The 16127-nt window shown below is 68.3% G+C and carries 12 protein-coding genes; 7 read left to right on the plus strand and 5 right to left on the minus strand.

What is annotated here, in order from left to right; translation table 11 throughout:
- Window positions 1–54: 54 nt before the first annotated feature.
- The 5 genes from xdhB to ACEN9N_RS15910 all read right to left on the minus strand — a co-directional run bounded on the left by xdhB (window position 55) and on the right by ACEN9N_RS15910 (window position 7312).
- The gene (gene xdhB / locus ACEN9N_RS15890; protein WP_495653964.1) at window positions 55–2505 is read right to left on the minus strand and encodes a xanthine dehydrogenase molybdopterin binding subunit; all 2451 of its coding nucleotides are present in this window, start codon (window positions 2503–2505) and stop codon (window positions 55–57) included.
- A 2-nt stretch (window positions 2506–2507) separates the two neighbouring features.
- Window positions 2508–4112: a xanthine dehydrogenase small subunit gene (xdhA, locus tag ACEN9N_RS15895; protein WP_413314616.1), complete on the minus strand. Its 1605-nt coding sequence runs from the start codon at window positions 4110–4112 to the stop codon at window positions 2508–2510.
- A gap of 174 nt (window positions 4113–4286) precedes the next feature.
- Window positions 4287–5066, minus strand: a complete 780-nt coding sequence (locus ACEN9N_RS15900; protein ID WP_495653965.1) for a sulfite exporter TauE/SafE family protein — start codon at window positions 5064–5066, stop codon at window positions 4287–4289.
- Window positions 5067–5076: 10 nt separating this feature from the next.
- Window positions 5077–6330 carry an Nramp family divalent metal transporter gene (locus ACEN9N_RS15905; protein WP_007830580.1) on the minus strand — a complete coding sequence of 418 codons (1254 nt, stop codon included), beginning with the start codon at window positions 6328–6330 and terminating at the stop codon, window positions 5077–5079.
- Window positions 6331–6394: 64 nt separating this feature from the next.
- Entirely contained in the window at window positions 6395–7312 is a 918-nt protein-coding gene (locus ACEN9N_RS15910) for a LysR family transcriptional regulator (protein WP_495653966.1), read from the minus strand.
- 90 nt (window positions 7313–7402) lie between these two features.
- Here ACEN9N_RS15910 and ACEN9N_RS15915 point away from each other — a divergent pair, with 90 nt between their 5' ends.
- The 7 genes from ACEN9N_RS15915 to ACEN9N_RS15945 are packed head-to-tail and all read left to right on the plus strand — an operon-like array spanning window position 7403 to window position 15827.
- Window positions 7403–9562 (plus strand): thiamine pyrophosphate-dependent enzyme, encoded by a 2160-nt coding sequence (locus ACEN9N_RS15915; RefSeq protein WP_413314619.1) that lies wholly within the window; start codon window positions 7403–7405, stop codon window positions 9560–9562.
- 11 nt (window positions 9563–9573) lie between these two features.
- A complete protein-coding gene (locus ACEN9N_RS15920) occupies window positions 9574–11190 on the plus strand; it encodes an indolepyruvate oxidoreductase subunit beta family protein (RefSeq protein WP_495653967.1) in 1617 nt (538 codons plus the stop codon).
- A gap of 24 nt (window positions 11191–11214) precedes the next feature.
- The gene (locus tag ACEN9N_RS15925) at window positions 11215–12456 is read left to right on the plus strand and encodes an alpha-hydroxy acid oxidase (protein ID WP_495653968.1); all 1242 of its coding nucleotides are present in this window, start codon (window positions 11215–11217) and stop codon (window positions 12454–12456) included.
- A gap of 46 nt (window positions 12457–12502) precedes the next feature.
- A complete protein-coding gene (locus tag ACEN9N_RS15930) occupies window positions 12503–13579 on the plus strand; it encodes a TRAP transporter substrate-binding protein (RefSeq protein WP_495653969.1) in 1077 nt (358 codons plus the stop codon).
- A 3-nt stretch (window positions 13580–13582) separates the two neighbouring features.
- Window positions 13583–14107 carry a TRAP transporter small permease gene (locus ACEN9N_RS15935; protein ID WP_237726055.1) on the plus strand — a complete coding sequence of 175 codons (525 nt, stop codon included), beginning with the start codon at window positions 13583–13585 and terminating at the stop codon, window positions 14105–14107.
- Window positions 14104–15405 carry a TRAP transporter large permease gene (locus tag ACEN9N_RS15940; RefSeq protein ID WP_007830589.1) on the plus strand — a complete coding sequence of 434 codons (1302 nt, stop codon included), beginning with the start codon at window positions 14104–14106 and terminating at the stop codon, window positions 15403–15405. Before ACEN9N_RS15935 ends, ACEN9N_RS15940 begins: the two co-directional genes overlap by 4 nt.
- A complete protein-coding gene (locus ACEN9N_RS15945) occupies window positions 15405–15827 on the plus strand; it encodes an acyl-CoA thioesterase (RefSeq protein ID WP_056589539.1) in 423 nt (140 codons plus the stop codon). The genes ACEN9N_RS15940 and ACEN9N_RS15945 overlap by 1 nt, the downstream gene beginning before the upstream one ends.
- Window positions 15828–16127: the final 300 nt, after the last annotated feature.

A 16127-nucleotide genomic window follows, 5' to 3' on the forward strand; every position in this document is an offset into this window, starting at 1 on the left:
TCAGGAGGTAGGGCATTGGGAGAACTTTGGACATGCGCCAAAGTCTACGAGTGACTATGCGGACTGGACAGCGGTAATGGCACGAAGGATCGACTCGCTCGTGGCCGGCGCCTTCAGCGGCGGATCGATGCGGTGGCCGCCCGCGGCAGACACCGCATCGCGGATCGCGAAGAACACCGAGAACGGCAGCAAGAGCGGCGGCTCGCCCACAGCCTTGCTGCGGTGGATCGAGTCCTCGAAGTTCTGGCCTTCGAACAGGCGCACGTTGAACACCGGCGGGCAGTCGTTGGCCGTCGGAATCTTGTAGGTGCTGGGCGCGTGCGTGGTGAGCATGCCGCTTTGCGGGTGCCACACCAGCTCCTCGGTGGTGAGCCAGCCCATGCCCTGGATGAAGGCGCCCTCGACCTGGCCGATGTCCACCGCCGGGTTCAGCGACTTGCCCGCGTCGTGCAGGATGTCGGCGCGCAATAACTTCCACTCGCCGGTGAGCGTGTCGACGATCACCTCGCTCACGGCGGCACCGTAGGCGTAGTAGTAGAACGGGCGGCCCTGCATCCTGTCCTTGTCCCAGCTCAGGCCGGGCGTGGCGTAGAAACCATCGGACCACAGCTGCTTGCGGTCGAGGTACGCCTCGCCCACCACGGTGCTGAAGGCCAGCGAGCGGCCATTGACCTCGACCTTGTCGTTCGCAAAGCGCACCTCGCCGGCCTTGCCGCCGTGGCGCTCGGCCGCGCATTCGGCAAGGCGCTCGCGGATCTGGCGCGCCGCGTCCTGCGCGGCCTTGCCGTTCAGGTCGGCGCCGGTCGATGCTGCCGTGGCCGAGGTGTTCGCCACCTTGGTGGTGTCGGTGGCGGTGACCCGCACGCGCTCGAAGCTCACGCCCAGCTCGTGCGCCACCACCTGCGCCACCTTGGTGTTCAGGCCCTGCCCCATCTCGGTGCCGCCGTGGTTCACGAGGATCGAGCCGTCGGTGTACACGTGCACCAGCGCGCCGGCCTGGTTGAAGTGCTTCACGTTGAACGAGATGCCGAACTTCAGCGGCGCCAGCGCGAGGCCGCGCTTGAGCACCACGCTCGCCTTGTTGAAGGCCGCGATGTCTTCGCGCCGCGCGCGGTAGCCGCTGCTGGCTTCCAGCTCGGCCACGAGTTCATGGACGATGTTGTCGGTCACGGTCTGGCGGTACGGCGTGACGTTGTTGTCGGTCTTGCCGTAGAAGTTGACGCGCCGCACGTCGAGCGGGTCGCGCTTCAGTTCGCGCGCCACCGAGTCCATGATGTTCTCGATGGCGATGGCGCCCTGCGGACCGCCGAAGCCGCGGAACGCCGTGTTGCTCTGCGTGTTGGTCTTGCCCGAGAAGCCGTGCATGGCCACGTTGGGCAGCCAATAGGCGTTGTCGAAGTGGCACAGCGCGCGCGTCATCACCGGACCCGACAGGTCGGCCGAGTGGCCGGCGCGCGAGACCATGGTGATCTCGGCGCCGAGGATGCGGCCCTCGTCGTCGTAGCCCACCTCGTACTCGTACCAGAAGCAGTGGCGCCGGCCGGTGATCATGAAGTCGTCGTCGCGATCGAGCCGCAGCTTGACCGGGCGCTGCAACTGGCGCGCCGCGATGGCCGCCACGCAAGCGAACAGCGCCGACTGAGACTCCTTGCCGCCGAAGCCGCCGCCCATGCGCCGGCATTCGACATGCACTTCGTTCGACTGCAGGTGCAGCGCATGCGCCACCAGGTGCTGCATTTCGCTCGGGTGCTGCGTCGAGCAGTGGATGTGCAGCGCGCCGCCTTCCTTCGGAATGGCGTAGCTGATCTGGCCTTCCAGGTAGAACTGCTCCTGCCCGCCCACGTCGAGCGTGGCTTTGTGGCGATGCGGCGCCTTGGCGATGGCGGCGCGCACTGCGGCTTCGTCGCCCTCGTTGGCGCTGCCTCCGCTGCGCACGATGTGCATCGGCGGCACCACGTACTGGCCGCGCGCATGGGCGTCCTGCGGTGTGATCACCGGCGGCTGCGCGTCGATGGTCAACGCGTCCTTGGCTTTCGCAGCGGCGCGGCGCGCTGCATCGCGCGTCTCGGCGATCACGGCGAATACGGGTTGTCCGAGGTAGCGGATCTCGCCGCCGTGGTTCACGGGCAGCAGGATCGGGTCGTCGTGAATGATCGAACCGCAGTCGTTGCTGCCGGGAATGTCGTCGGCCGTGAGCACCGCGACCACGCCGGGCATCGCACGGATCGCGTCGAGCGACAGCGCCGTGACGCGGCCGTTGGCGGCCGGCGACAGGCCCAGCGCGCAGTGCAGTGTGCCGGCGAGTTCGGGAATGTCGTCGATGTAGGTCGCTTCGCCGGCCACGTGCAGGTGGGCCGACTCGTGCGGCCGGCTGATGCCGACACGCGCGCCAAGATCGTGCGCGACCGCTTCGGCACCGACGTCGATGCGCGCGGCTGTGTTGGCCAGGTAATCGGCAAAGGCCTCGGCGGGCTGCAGCAGGCGGGCGTCGATGGGCTTGTTCATGGTCAGACTCCTTCGGCGGCGGCCTTGGTGGCATGGGGCATCACGCTCCATACGCTGGTTTCTTCCAGCGACAGGGCGTCTTCGGCGCGGGTCTCGAGCCAGAGCCGCTGGATCAGGTTCTGCGCCACCTGCAGCCGATAGTCGGCCGAAGCGCGCATATCCGACAGCGGCTTGAAGTCCTGTGCCAGCGCGAGCTTGGCGGTGGCAACGCTGGCCTGCGTCCATGGCTTGCCGACCAGCGCCGCCTCCGCGTTCGCGGCGCGCTTGACGATGGCGGCCATGCCGCCGAAGGCCAGGCGCGCGGCCTTGACCGTGTCGCTGCCGGCTTCGAGTTCGATGGCGAAGCCCGCGCACAGCGCCGAGATGTCGCAATCGAAGCGCTTGCTGATCTTGTAGGCGCGCACCTGGCGGCGCAGCGCAGCGTGCGGAACGGCCAGCCCCTGGACGAACTCGCCCGGCTGCAGCTGGTTCTTCATGTAGTCGAGATAGAACTCGGACAGCGGCATGCGGCGCACCGCATCGCCGCGGCGCAACTCGATCTGTGCATCAAGCGACATCAGCACCGGCGGCGAATCGCCGATGGGCGAGCCGTTGGCGACGTTGCCGCCCATGGTGCCGGCATGGCGGATCGGCGGCGAGGCGAAGCGCAGCCATACGTCGGAGAGGCTCGGCACGCGCTGGACCAGCGCGGCAAAGGCGGATTCGAGCGAGGCGCCGGCGCCGATGTAGAGCTCGTCCTTGCGGTCTTCGATGGTCTTCATTTCGGCCACGTCGCCCACGTAGATGATGTCGCCCAGGTCGCGGAACTGCTTGTTGACCCAGAGGCCGACGTCGGTCGAACCGGCCAGCAGTTGGGCGCGTGGCTTCTGCTCGCGCAGCGCGGCGAGCTGGGCCAGGGTCTTCGGCGCATGGAAGTGGTCGACGCGGGCGCCGAGCGGGGCGGCATAGTCAAGGCCGTCGTTCTGCAGCGCGGTGAGGGCCGCGACCACCGGTTTCGTGTCGAGCCGCACGGCCGGCAGGTCGAACATGCGCTGGCCGGCATCGAGGATCGGGCGGTAGCCGGTGCAGCGGCACAGGTTGCCCGAGAGTTCGTCGGCCAGCTGCTGGCGGGTGGGTTGCGTGCCTTCGGCCTGGTGGTGCTCGTAGGTGGACCACAGCGACATCACGAAGCCGGGCGTGCAGAAACCGCACTGGGAGCCGTGGCAGTCGACCAGCGCCTGCTGAACAGGGTGCAGCGTGTGCACGGCATGCTGCTTCTTTTCAGCGGCCTCCCGGGTCTTGCATTGGCTCTTCAGGTCCTCGACCGTGAACAGCGCCTTGCCATGCAGCGTGGGAAGAAACTGGATGCAGGCATTCACGGTCTGCAGGTTCAGCCCGTCGATGGTGCCTTCGGCATCGGGGTCGGTGGCGAGTTCGCCGATGACGACGGTGCAGGCGCCGCAATCGCCCTCGTTGCAACCTTCCTTGGTGCCGGTGCAGCGGGCGTCCTCGCGCAGCCAGTCGAGCACGGAGCGGGTCGGGTGGACGCCGGTGACGTCGACGATCCTTCCGCGATGGAAGAAGCGGATCGGTTGAATCTGGCTGCTGGTGCTGCTGTCGGTGCTCATGCTTTTGGGCTCGTGGGAGACCCGTCGTGGGTCAGTCATGGACGTTAGCGGCTTGTCCGGGGTCTTGCATACGGGGGCGCCCATAACGCGTATGTGGGGGTCGGTATGCCACGTACGGGGAAACCCTTGCGCGCATGCTGCAATTCCCGGGCCACGCGAAGGCCCCGTCGGCGGTCAGCTGTGCGCGATGGCCACCCACGCCGTGGCGACCAGCGTGCAACCCGCCGCCGCGAGCAGGCCGCCGACCAGCCATTTGAGCGTGCGCGGCTGCAGCCTGTTCGGCAGCCGGTGGTGCAGCCGCGTCGCGCCGTAGACGACCGGCATCGCGCAGCCGGCCAGCAGCGCCGCGCGCCACGAGAAATGCCCCGTCGGCACCACGATGACGAGCCGCACCAGCGAGTTGAACGCGAACATCAGCAGCAGCGCGCGGCGCACCAGCTCGCGGTCCAGCGGCTGGCGGTACATGTGGAAGACGATCGGCGGCCCCGAGCTCGAGAACAGCCCGCCCAGGACGCCCGACAACGCGCCGACGACGGCGAAGCTCGCGCGGCCCGACACCGCCGGCAGCGGTCTGGCCTGCAGCACCAGCAGCACCGCGCAGCCCAGGATCGACACGCCCAGCAGCCCGCGCAGCCAGTCGACCGCGTCGCCGCTGAGCCAGTTCAGCAGCACGAGCCCGACAATCACGCCGACCGTACTGCCATTGAGCGCCGGCTTCATGAGCTGCCAGGGCACCACGCCGGGCCGAGCGCGGAAGTACGTCCATGCGTTGATCAGGCTCAGCACCGTGGCGGCGTTGGCCGTGTCGCTCACGCTGGCGACGTGGAACACCGACACCAGCCCGAGCAGGATCAGGCTGAATGCGAAGCCCGTGAGGTTCTGCGCATAGGTGGCGAGCGCGACGCAGGCCATGAAGACCAGCACCGGGCCGGCCTCGGAAAGAATCGCTTGCACGGGTCCGGTCTCAGCGCACCATGTCCCAGCCCATCATCAGGGCCGCGAATCCCATCAGGGCGGTGCCGCCCCAGCCGAGCCACCGGGTCCGGCGCCCGGAGGTGAACACGCCCATCACCTTCTCCCGCGTCACGAGAACCATCATGGCCGCCATGATCGGAACCGCGACCACCCCGTTGATGACCGCGCTCCAATAAAGCGCCTTCATGGGGTCGATGGGCGTGAAGTCCAGCGCCGTGCCGACCAGCGTGGCCACGGCGATGATCCCGTAGAACTCCTTGGCCTCCCGCCAGTGCCGCTCCAGTCCTTCTTCCCAGCCGAAGGCCTCGGCCACCGCATAAGCCGCGGAAGACGCGAGCACGGGCACGGCCAGCAGGCCGGTGGCGATGATGCCGCCGGCAAACAGCCAGAAGGCGAAATCGCCGGCCAGCGGGCGCAGCGCCTCGGCCGCCTGCGCCGCGGAGGTCACGTCGTGCACCCCGGCCGTGTACAGCACCGATGCGCCCACCACCATCACGAAGAAAGCGATGAGGTTGGAGAAGGTCATGCCCACCCAGGTGTCCAGGCGCACGCGCCGCAGGTCGTGCTGCACCTGCTCGTCCGTCCCGCGCCGCCCGCCCTTGAGCCGGAGCTCCTCGACTTCCTGCGACGCCTGCCAGAAGAACAGGTAGGGCGAGATCGTGGTGCCCAGGAGCGCCACGATCATCATCCAGTAGTCGCCGCTCCATTGCAGCCTGGGCACCACGAGGTCGTGCAGCACTCGCCCCCATTCCACCTGCACCGCGAACACCGCAGCAACGTAGGCGAACAGCGTGAGCGTCAGCCACTTGAGGATATGGGCCAGCTTGCGGTAGGGCACGAATACCTGCAGCAGCACCGTCACCACGCCGAAGGCCAGCGCATGGAAATGCGCCCCGCCACCCACCACCAACTGCAGCGCCTCCCCCATCGCCGCAATGTCAGCCGCGATGTTGATGGTGTTCGCCACCACCAGCAGAAAAACCAGCGCGACCAGGAAGCTGCGCGGCATGTGTTCGCGCAGGTTGGCCGCCACACCCTTGCCGGTCACGCGCCCGATGCGCGCCGACACCAGCTGGATCGCCACCATGAACGGCAGCGACAGGAACACCGTCCACAGCAGCCCGGTGCCGAACTGCGCGCCGGCCTGGGTGTAGGTCGCGATGCCCGACGGATCGTCGTCGGCCGCGCCGGTGACGACGCCCGGGCCGACGTGGCGCAGGAAGGAGGGAATGCGTTTTTTCATGTTCGCCCGATGGTGGCATGCCGAGCCTGACCAGTACATGAACCGCGCGCAGGCCCATGGCTTCTCATGACGCCTTCTCCGAGAACAGCGCCGTAATGACCTGCCGCAGCCAGCGGTTGCCCGGGTCGGCCTCGAAGCGCTTGCTCCAGTGCAGCGACACCGTGAAGTCGCGCAGCGGAAACGGCGGCTCGACGATGGCATGGCCGCCCTCCCCGGCAAAGCCGCGCGCGATGTTGCGCGGCATCACCACCGCCAGGTCGGTCGCGCGCACGATGGCCGGCAGCACCATGAAGTGCTCGGTCGTCAGCCGCACCCGGTCCTCGAGGTTCAGCAGTTGGAGGATGCGCAGGGTGTCGGCGTGTGTGCGCACGGCCACGTAGTCGAGCTCCTGCAGCGCATCGAGCAATGCCTGGCCGCTGCGCCGGCGCTTCAGGAAGGGATGGTCCTTGCGCAACAGCACGATGTAGCGGTCCTTCAGCAGCTGCGTGCGCTGCGTGTCCTTCACGCGGGGCAAAAAACCGAAGGCGAAGTCGACCTTGCCGCTGTCCAGCGCAGTGGTGATCTCGCCCGCCGCCAGCGGCATGGTCTCGACCCGCAGGCCCGGCGCCAGCTCGCGCAGCCGCGCCATCAGCGGCGGCAGGAAGCGCCCCTCGCCGATGTCGCTCATGTGAATTCGGAACAGCTTGCGCGAGGCCGCCGGGTCGAAGCGATCGGGCTCGCTCAGCGCCTGCTGCAGGGTGGCCAGCGCCGACTGCACCGACACCGCCAGCCGCTCGGCGCGCGGCGTCGGCGCCACGCCGCCGGGGGTGCGTGTGAAGAGTGCGTCGCCCAGCAGCAGGCGCAGCCGGGTCAGGCCGTGGCTGGCGGCCGGCTGCGTCAGGCCCAGGGCCTCGGCCGCGCGGCTCACGTTGCGGGTCCGGTAGACCGCATCGAAGAGCCGCAGCAGGTTGAGGTCCACCTCATCGATATGCACTGAATTCATATTTGATAGCTGGATTATTTTATTGAAGTATGGCGCCGCACCCACCACACTGCCGCGTTCCCCCTCAAGACCAGAACACGGCGAGACACGATGGAAGTTTCATTCAGCAAGGAAGTGGAAATGCTGCGCCTCGGCGCAGGCGACACCTTCCACGGCGAGGGCATCCTCGCGATCACCAAGGGCCTGCTGCAGTCGGGCGTGGCCTACGTCGGCGGCTACCAGGGGGCGCCGGTGTCGCACCTGCTCGACGTCATGGTCCAGGGCAAGGCCTACATGGACGAGCTCGGCGTGCACGTGGAGGCCTGTTCGAACGAGGCCTCGGCCGCCGCGATGCTCGGCGCGTCCATTCACTACCCGCTGCGCGGCGCGGTCACCTGGAAGTCGATAGTCGGCACCAACGTGGCGGCCGATGCGCTCTCCAACCTCTCTTCGCCGGGCGTCACGGGCGGCGTACTTGTCGTGGTGGGCGAGGACTACGGCGAAGGCGCCAGCGTGATCCAGGAGCGCACGCATGCCTATGCGCTCAAGTCGAGCATGTGCCTGCTCGACCCGCGGCCCGACCTCGGCGTGATGGTGCGCATGGTGGAAGAAGGCTTTCGCCTGTCCGAGAGCTCGAACATGCCCTGCCTGATGGAGCTGCGCATCCGCACCTGCCACGTGCGCGGCAGCTTCGAGTGCAAGGACAACATCGCGCCTGCCGTATCGACCCGCGCGCTGATGACCGAGCCCGCGGGCTTCGACTACATGCGGCTCGCGCACCCGCCCGTCACCTTCCGCCACGAGAAGCTCAAGGGCGACGAACGCATGCCGGCGGCGCGCCGCTACATCGTCGAGCACGGCCTCAACGAGCTGATGCCCGGCGGGCGCCACGCGGACCTCGGCATCGTGGTGCAGGGCGGCCTCTACAACGCGCTGATCCGCAGCCTGCAGCAGCAGGGACTGGCCGATGCCTTCGGCGAGACGGACATTCCGATCCTCGTGCTCAACGTGACCTATCCGCTGGTGCCGGAGCAGGTCGCCGACTTCTGCGTGGGCAAGCGCGCGGTGCTGGTGGTGGAGGAAGGCCAGCCCGAGTACATCGAGCAGGACATCGCCACGCTGCTGCGCCGGCGCGACATCCAGACGCCGCTGCACGGCAAGGACATGCTGCCGTCGGCGGGCGAGTACGGCGTCGAAGTGCTGTCGGGCGGCATCGGCGCCTTTGCCGCGAAGTACGTCGCGGCGAGCGAGGCCTTGTCTTCAGCGCAGGCCTGGCTGGCCGGCAATCGCGAACGCCGCGAAGCGGTGGCGCGGCAACTGGCCACACCGCTGCCCAACCGGCCGCCAAGCTTCTGCATCGGCTGCCCGGAGCGGCCCGTGTTCTCGGCCCTCAAGCTCGCGCAGCAGGAAACAGGGCCGGTGCACATCGCGGCCGACATCGGCTGCCATGCCTTCGGCACCTTCGAGCCCTTCTCGATGGGCCACTCGATCCTCGGCTACGGCATGAGCCTCGCGAGCCGTGCGGGCGTGGCGCCGATGATGAACCGCCGCACGCTCTCGATCATGGGCGACGGCGGCTTCTGGCACAACGGCCTGCTCACCGGCGTGCAGAGCGCGCTGTTCAACGGCGACGACGCGGTGCTGCTGATCTTCAAGAACGGCTACACCTCGGCCACCGGCACGCAGGACATCATCTCCACGCCCGACGACGAGACGAAAGAGCGCGCCGTCGACAAGCAGCAGAGCCTGGTCGACAAGAACCAGACCATCGAGGACACGCTCAAGGGCCTGGGCGTGAAATGGATGCGCACCGTCACCACCTACGACGTGGAGCGCATGCGCAAGACGCTCACCGAAGCGCTCACCAGCGACTTCAACGGCCTGAAGGTGGTGATCGCCGAGGGCGAATGCCAGCTCGAGCGCCAGCGCCGCATCAAGCCGTGGCTCGCCGGCCTGCTTCAGCGCGGCGAACGCGTGGTGCGCGTGAAGTACGGCGTCGACGAGGACGTGTGCAACGGCGACCACGCCTGCATCCGCCTGTCGGGCTGCCCGACGCTCACGCTCAAGGACAACCCCGATCCGCTCAAGGTCGACCCCGTGGCCACCGTGATCGACGGCTGCGTGGGCTGCGGGCTGTGCGGCGCGAATGCGCACGCGGCCACGCTGTGCCCGAGCTTCTACCGCGCCGAGGTGGTGCAGAACCCGAAGTGGCATGAACGCCTGCTGCACGGGTTGCGCGGCGCGGTCGTTCGCGCGCTTCAACCGGCATGAGGAGCGACGTCATGGAGAACAACCGCCTCATCACCCTGCTCGTCTGCGCCCTCGGCGGCGAAGGCGGCGGCGTGCTCACCGAATGGCTGGTCGACATCGCGCGCCACGCCGGCTACGCCGCGCAGAGCACGTCGATCCCCGGCGTGGCACAGCGCACCGGCGCCACCACCTACTACATCGAGGTGTTCCCCGTGCCGCTCGCGCAGCTCGGCGGCAGGCGCCCGGTGTTCAGCCTGAGCCCGGTGCCGGGCACGCTCGATGCGATCGTGTCGTCGGAGCTGCTCGAAACCGCGCGCCAGATCGGCAACGGCATGAGCGCGCCGCTGCGCACGCTGGTCATCAGTTCGTCGGCGCGCATCCTCACGACGGCCGAACGCATGGAGCCCGGCGACGGCCGCGCCGATGCGCAGCGCCTCGTCGACGTGGTAAAGGCCTTCAGCCGCGAGCACCATGTGTTCGACATGAATGCCATCGCGCGCGACAGTGGCACGGTGGTCAGCGCGGTGATGCTCGGCGCCATCGCGGGCAGCGGGTTGTTCCCGTTCCCACGTGAAGCCTATGAACACGTGGTGCGCGGCGGCGATACCAGCGCACCCGGCAAGCTCGGCAAGATGGCGGCCGCCAGCCTGCGCGGCTTTGCGGCGGCTTTCGACGCGGTGAGTGCGCCGCGCGTGCAGGCCGCGTTCGTCAGCAGCGTGCTCGCCGGCGACACCAACGACGCGCCACCGCCGGCCAGCGCCCTGCCCGCCGACCTCGCAGGGCGCTTCCCGCCCGCCGTGCACGACATGCTCGCGCTCGGCCATGCCCGCGTGCTCGACTACCAGGACGCCGCCTACGCCGCGCTCTACGCCGACCGGCTGGCCCGCGTGCTCGACGCCGAGCGCGCCGCCGACCCGGCCGGCACGCAGGGCTTCGCCATCACCCGGGAGATGGCGCGCTGGCTCGCGCTGTGGATGGCCTTCGACGACATCGTGCGCGTGGCCGCACTCAAGGGCCGCGCGAGCCGCGCACAGCGGGTGCGGCAAGAGGTGCGGGCCGGCGACGACGACATCGTGAAGGTCTACGACCACTTCAAGCCCGGCGCCGCCGAGTTCGCGGCGCTGCTGCCTCCTTCGCTGTCACGCCGCGTGACAACCTGGGACCGGGGCCGGCAGGCGCGCGGCCTCGCGCCGTGGGCGCTGCCGCTGAAAGTGGGCAGCCATTCGGTGTTCGGCATGGCCTCGCTGCGGCTGCTGGCTTCGCTGCGCTGGCTGCGCCGCCGCGGCAGCCGCTTTGCCGAGGAGCAGGCATTGATCGAACGCTGGCTCGCCGCCGTGGAGGCGGGCACGCGCGAAGCGTGGGCCCTGGGCCACGAGCTGGCGCTGTGCGGGCGGCTCATCAAGGGTTACGGCAGCACCAACGAACGCGGCAAGGAGAACCTGCTGCACATGACGGACCACCTCGCCGCACAGTCCGGCATTGCGCCGGCCGAGCGAACGCGGGCCGTCGCCGCCGCGCGCACGGCCGCACTGGCCGACGACGCAGGCAAGGCACTCGATGCGGCGCTGGTGGAACACGGCGCGCCCGCCCGCCCCGTCAAGGCGCAGCCCATCCGCTGGATGAAGCGCAAGCCCATCGGCGGCGCCTGAGACAGAAAGAAGAAGGCACCTGCGATGGCACTGCTGCTCAATGTCGAGGACTACCGGCGCCGTGCCCGGCGCGTTCTGCCGCGCCTGGTGTTCGACTATGTCGACGGCGGCGCGGAAGACGAACGCTGCCTCCGGCGCAACCGCGATGCGCTGGAGGCATTGCCGCTGATCCCGGAGTGTCTGCGCGACACGAGCATGCTGGACATCGGCATCGAACTCTTCGGCAGCCGCTGGCGCGCCCCCTTCGCGGTCGCACCCATCGGGCTGGCCGGCATCGTGCGCCCGCATGCCGATGCGTTGCTGGCCCGCGCTGCACAGGCCGCGCGCGTGCCCTTCATCCTCTCTACGGCATCGAACACCCGCATCGAGGACGTTCGCACCGCCGCCCCCAATGCCACGCTGTGGATGCAGCTCTACGTGATGGGCGAGCGGGCCATCGCCGAGCGCATCGTGCACCGTGCGCGCGCCGCCGGCTTCGAGGCATTGGTGCTCACGGTGGACGTGCCCGTCGGCGGCCTGCGCGAACGCGACCTGCGCCACGGCTTCCGCGTGCCGATGCGGCTCACGCCCGGCACGGTGCTCGACATGGCGAGGCGCCCCGCATGGCTGCTGCGGCTCGCGCGCAGTGGCATGCCGCGGTTCGCCAACCTGCTGCCCGACGATGACGGCGCCCCCATCTCCCCGCAAGCCCAGGCCGCGCTGCTCTCGCGCACCATGGACCGCACGCTGACCTGGGAAAGCCTGGCGTGGCTGCGCCGGCTCTGGGACGGCCCGCTGCTCGTCAAGGGCCTGCTGGGCACGGAAGACGCCCGGCGTGCCGTGCGGCACGGCGCGGACGGCATCGTGGTCTCGAACCACGGCGGACGCCAGCTCGACGCGGCACCGGCCAGCATCGCAGCGCTGCCCGCCATTGCCGATGCGGTCGGCGGCCGCATTCCCGTGCTCGTGGATGGCGGCATCCGGCGCGGCAGCGACGTCGCGAAGGCGCTCGCACTGGGCGCTTGCGCGGTCCTCCTTGGCCGTGCGCCGCTCTATGGACTGGCCTGCGACGGCGGGCAGGGCGCGCTGTCGGTGCTGCAGTTGCTGGCGCAGGAGACCGAACGCACGATGACGCTGCTCGGCGCGGCGCATCCGCGCGAACTCGGGCCGCGCCACGTCGACCAGCCCGCACCGCGTTCGCCCGACGCACAGAACGGCTTCGCGCAACAGCCTTCGGAAGGCACGCGCGGGAAACCCTCCATTTACCCCGCACGCGCGCCTGCCTAGGCTCGCCCCAGCTCGACGATTCACGCCATCCATAACGAAGGAGACCATGAAAGCCAATCGCCATCCCCGCCGCCGCGGCACGCGTCCGCAACGCATCGCCCGCATCCGCCCCCTCGCCCTGCTCGCAGCCTGCGCCGCGCTCGTCGCGGGCACGCCCGCCGTGCAGGCGCAAGACAAGCCGGTGCAGCTCAAGCTGTCGAGCTGGGTGCCCGCGCAACACCCGCTCAACCCCGCGCTGCAGGCCTGGGCCGACGACATCAAGAAGGAATCGGGCGGCACCATCACCGCGATCCTGTTTCCGTCGGAACAGCTCGGCAAGGCCTTCGACCACTACGACATGGCGCGCGACGGCATCGCGGACTTCTCGTACGTGAACCCCGGCTACCAGCCCGGCCGCTTCCCGGTGATGGCGGGTGCGTCGCTGCCCTTCCTTTTCGCCAACGGCAAGGAAGGCTCTGCCGCCATCGACGCCTGGTACCGCAACTACGCGGCCAAGGAGATGAAGGACGTCAAGTACTGCTTCGCGTTCGTGCACGACCCCGGCACCTTCCACTCTCGCAAGAAGATCACCGTGCCCACCGACATCAAGGGCATGAAGGTGCGCCCGGCCACCAGCACCGTGGGCCAGCTCATCACCTCGCTGGGCGGCACCAACGTACAGGCCTCCGCGCCCGAATCGCGCGACATGCTGGAGCGCGGCGTGGCCGACGCCATCACCTTTCCGTGGGGCTCCATCGGCCTGTTCGGGATCGACAAGGTGGTGAAGTACCACATGGACGTGCCGCTGTACGTCACGCCCTTCGTGTGGGTGATGAACAAGGGCAAGTACGACGCCATGTCCACCGCGCAGAAGAAGGTGATCGACGGCCATTGCACCAGCGAATGGGCACAGAAGGTGGCCGGTCCGTGGGCGGACTTCGAGTTCGCGGGGCACGCCAAGATGGCCGCGCTGCCGGGCCACGAGATCTACAAGCTCACGCCTGAGCAGCTCGATGCATGGCGCAAGGCGGCCGCGCCGTCGGAAGCGCAATGGGCCGAGAGCGTGAAGAAGGCGGGTGAAGACCCGAAGGCCATCATGGACGCACTGAAGGCCAGCCTCGTCAAGTACAAATCGGCGCTCTGAGCGATGGCTACACGGTCCGCCAGCTACATGGACCGCGCGATCAGCACGATTGAGTGGCTTGCCGCCATCTTCGTGGGGATCGTCGCGCTCAACATCTTCGTGGCCGTGGTGCTGCGCAAGTTCTTCGACACCTCGATTCCCGATGCGTACGACTTCGGCCGCATGCTGCTGGGCATCCTGATCTTCTGGGGCATCGCAGCCACCAGCTACCGGGGCGGCCACATCACCGTCGACCTGGTGTGGACGGCGGCGAGCCCGCGCATGAAGCGCGTGATCGACGTGTTCGCCACGCTGGTACTGCTGTTCGTGGTGGCGGTGCAGACCATCATGCTGTTCGACAAGGTGCGCGGCACCTACGTCGACAACGTGCAGACCTACGACCTCAACATCCCGACCTGGCCCTTCTACGCCGTGGCCTGGACGGGCGACGTGTGCGCGGTGCTGCTGATCGCCATCCGCACCTACCGCCTGATCTTCCATCCGGAGCAGCTCGAAGAACTCCACGCTGAACAGAAAGCCGACGAATGAGCCCCGATGCAGTTGCAGTCCTGGGCTTCGTCGCCCTCTTTGTCCTGATGCTGTTGCGCGTGCCGGTCGGCATGGCGATGGGGCTGGTGGGTGTGGTCGGCTACAGCTACCTCGTCGGCCCCGGCCCCGCGCTGAAACTGGTCGGCCAGACCTCCATGCGCACCGTGACCGACTACACCTTCGGCGTGATCCCGATGTTCATGCTGATGGGCGCGCTGGTGTCGGTGTCGGGCGTGAGCCGCGAGCTCTTCAAGGCCGCGAACTCGATGATCGGCCACCTGCGCGGCGGGCTCGGCGTCGCCACCGTGGTGGCGTGCGGCGGCTTCGCGGCGATCTGCGGATCGTCGGTGGCCACGGCCGCCACGTTCTCGGCGGTGGCGTACCCGGAGATGCGGCGCTTCAACTATCCGCAGTCGTTCTCCACCGGCGTGATCGCCGCGGGCGGCACGCTGGGCGCGATCCTGCCGCCATCGACGGTGCTCGCGGTGTACGCCATCCTCACGCAGCAGGACATCGGCAAGCTCTTCATGGCGGGCATCGTGCCCGGCGTTCTCGCGATGGCGATGTACGTGATGACCATTGCCATCATCGTCAAGCTGCGGCCCGACTGGCTGCCCGGCGGCGAGGTCAAGCCGTGGCCGGAGCGCTTCAAGGACCTGAAGAACGTGTGGGCGCCGCTGGTGCTGTTCGTGTTCGTCATCGGCGGCCTGTATGGCGGCTTCTTCACGCCGACCGAGGCGGGCGGCGTGGGCGCGAGCGGCGCGTTCATCCTCGGGCTGGTGCGGCGCAAGCTCGACGGCCCGAAGATCCGCGAGGCGCTGCTCTCGGCCACGCGCACGGCGGCGGCGGTGTTCACGGTGCTGATCGGCGCGCTGCTGTTCGGCTACTTCCTCACCATCACGCAGAGCCCGCAGAAGCTCACCGAATTCCTCACCGGCCTGGGCATCGGCCGCTACGGCGTGCTCGCGCTCATCATGCTGATGTACCTGGTGCTCGGCTGCCTGATGGACGCGATGGCCATGATCATCCTGACCGTGCCCATCATCTATCCGGTGATCGTGCACCTGGGCTTCGACCCGATCTGGTTCGGCGTGATCATCGTGATGACGGTGGAGCTGGGGCTGATCCATCCGCCGGTGGGCATGAACGTGTTCGTCATCAAGAGCGTGGTGAAGGACGTGAGCTTCACCACCATCTTCAAGGGCGTGCTGCCGTTCATCGTGACCGACATCGTGCGGCTGGTGATCCTGATCGCGTTCCCCATCATTGCCCTGTGGCTGCCGACGAGAATGGGCTGATGAGCAACAGCGACAAAGAAATCGTCTACACCGTGCGCATCGAATTCGGCGACTGCGACCCGGCCGGCATCGTCTGGTTTCCCAACTTCTTCCGCTGGATCGATGCGGCCTCGCGGCATTTCTTTGCCGAATGCGGCGTGCCGCGCTGGGAAGAAGCGACGGGCACGCTCGGCGTGATCGGCACGCCGCTGGTCGACACGCACACGCGCTTCGTGAAGGCGGCGACCTACGGCGACACGCTGCGCATCGCAGTGCGCATCACCGAGTGGCGCGAGAAGAGCTTCGTGCAGACGTACCGGGCGACGCGCGGGGACGACCTGATCCTCGAATGCGAAGAGGTGCGGATCTTCGCTGCGAAGCGTGAGGGCGGCGGCATTCGCGCGGTGCAGATTCCGCCATCGATTCGCGCGCTCTGCGAATAAGTCGCGTCGCGAGAAGACCTTGCACCGCATCGTGGAACGCCGTCCCAAGGGTTGACTCGCCGCATGCCGCAGTGCAACAATCCGGAATCTTCATTTCGGAGCCCCGTGCGTGGACAGTGCCAGTTGGATCAGTGACAAGACGCGTGCCTCGGCAGGCGTGACACACCCGGCTCTCTAGCGCAGGCTCCCCCGCGCTGCGTTGCCGGTGTGCACACAGCGTGACTCTCTTGCCTTGCGGCAAGCGGCTCCCTCCTCCCGATTCCCGTCGTTCTCGTTACTGACTTTTTCAGTCAGCTTGCG

The organism is Variovorax sp. Varisp46, assembly GCF_059491885.1.

Excerpts from the sequence above, each read along its gene's own strand:
- xdhB (WP_495653964.1), bottom strand. The coding sequence starts at position 2,505 with ATGAACAAGCCCATCGACGCCCGCCTGCTGCAGCCCGCCGAGGCCTTT.
- xdhA (WP_413314616.1), bottom strand. The coding sequence starts at position 4,112 with ATGAGCACCGACAGCAGCACCAGCAGCCAGATTCAACCGATCCGCTTC.
- ACEN9N_RS15905 (WP_007830580.1), bottom strand. The coding sequence starts at position 6,330 with ATGAAAAAACGCATTCCCTCCTTCCTGCGCCACGTCGGCCCGGGCGTC.
- ACEN9N_RS15910 (WP_495653966.1), bottom strand. The coding sequence starts at position 7,312 with ATGAATTCAGTGCATATCGATGAGGTGGACCTCAACCTGCTGCGGCTC.
- ACEN9N_RS15915 (WP_413314619.1), top strand. The coding sequence starts at position 7,403 with ATGGAAGTTTCATTCAGCAAGGAAGTGGAAATGCTGCGCCTCGGCGCA.
- ACEN9N_RS15920 (WP_495653967.1), top strand. The coding sequence starts at position 9,574 with ATGGAGAACAACCGCCTCATCACCCTGCTCGTCTGCGCCCTCGGCGGC.
- ACEN9N_RS15925 (WP_495653968.1), top strand. The coding sequence starts at position 11,215 with ATGGCACTGCTGCTCAATGTCGAGGACTACCGGCGCCGTGCCCGGCGC.
- ACEN9N_RS15930 (WP_495653969.1), top strand. The coding sequence starts at position 12,503 with ATGAAAGCCAATCGCCATCCCCGCCGCCGCGGCACGCGTCCGCAACGC.
- ACEN9N_RS15935 (WP_237726055.1), top strand. The coding sequence starts at position 13,583 with ATGGCTACACGGTCCGCCAGCTACATGGACCGCGCGATCAGCACGATT.
- ACEN9N_RS15940 (WP_007830589.1), top strand. The coding sequence starts at position 14,104 with ATGAGCCCCGATGCAGTTGCAGTCCTGGGCTTCGTCGCCCTCTTTGTC.
- ACEN9N_RS15945 (WP_056589539.1), top strand. The coding sequence starts at position 15,405 with ATGAGCAACAGCGACAAAGAAATCGTCTACACCGTGCGCATCGAATTC.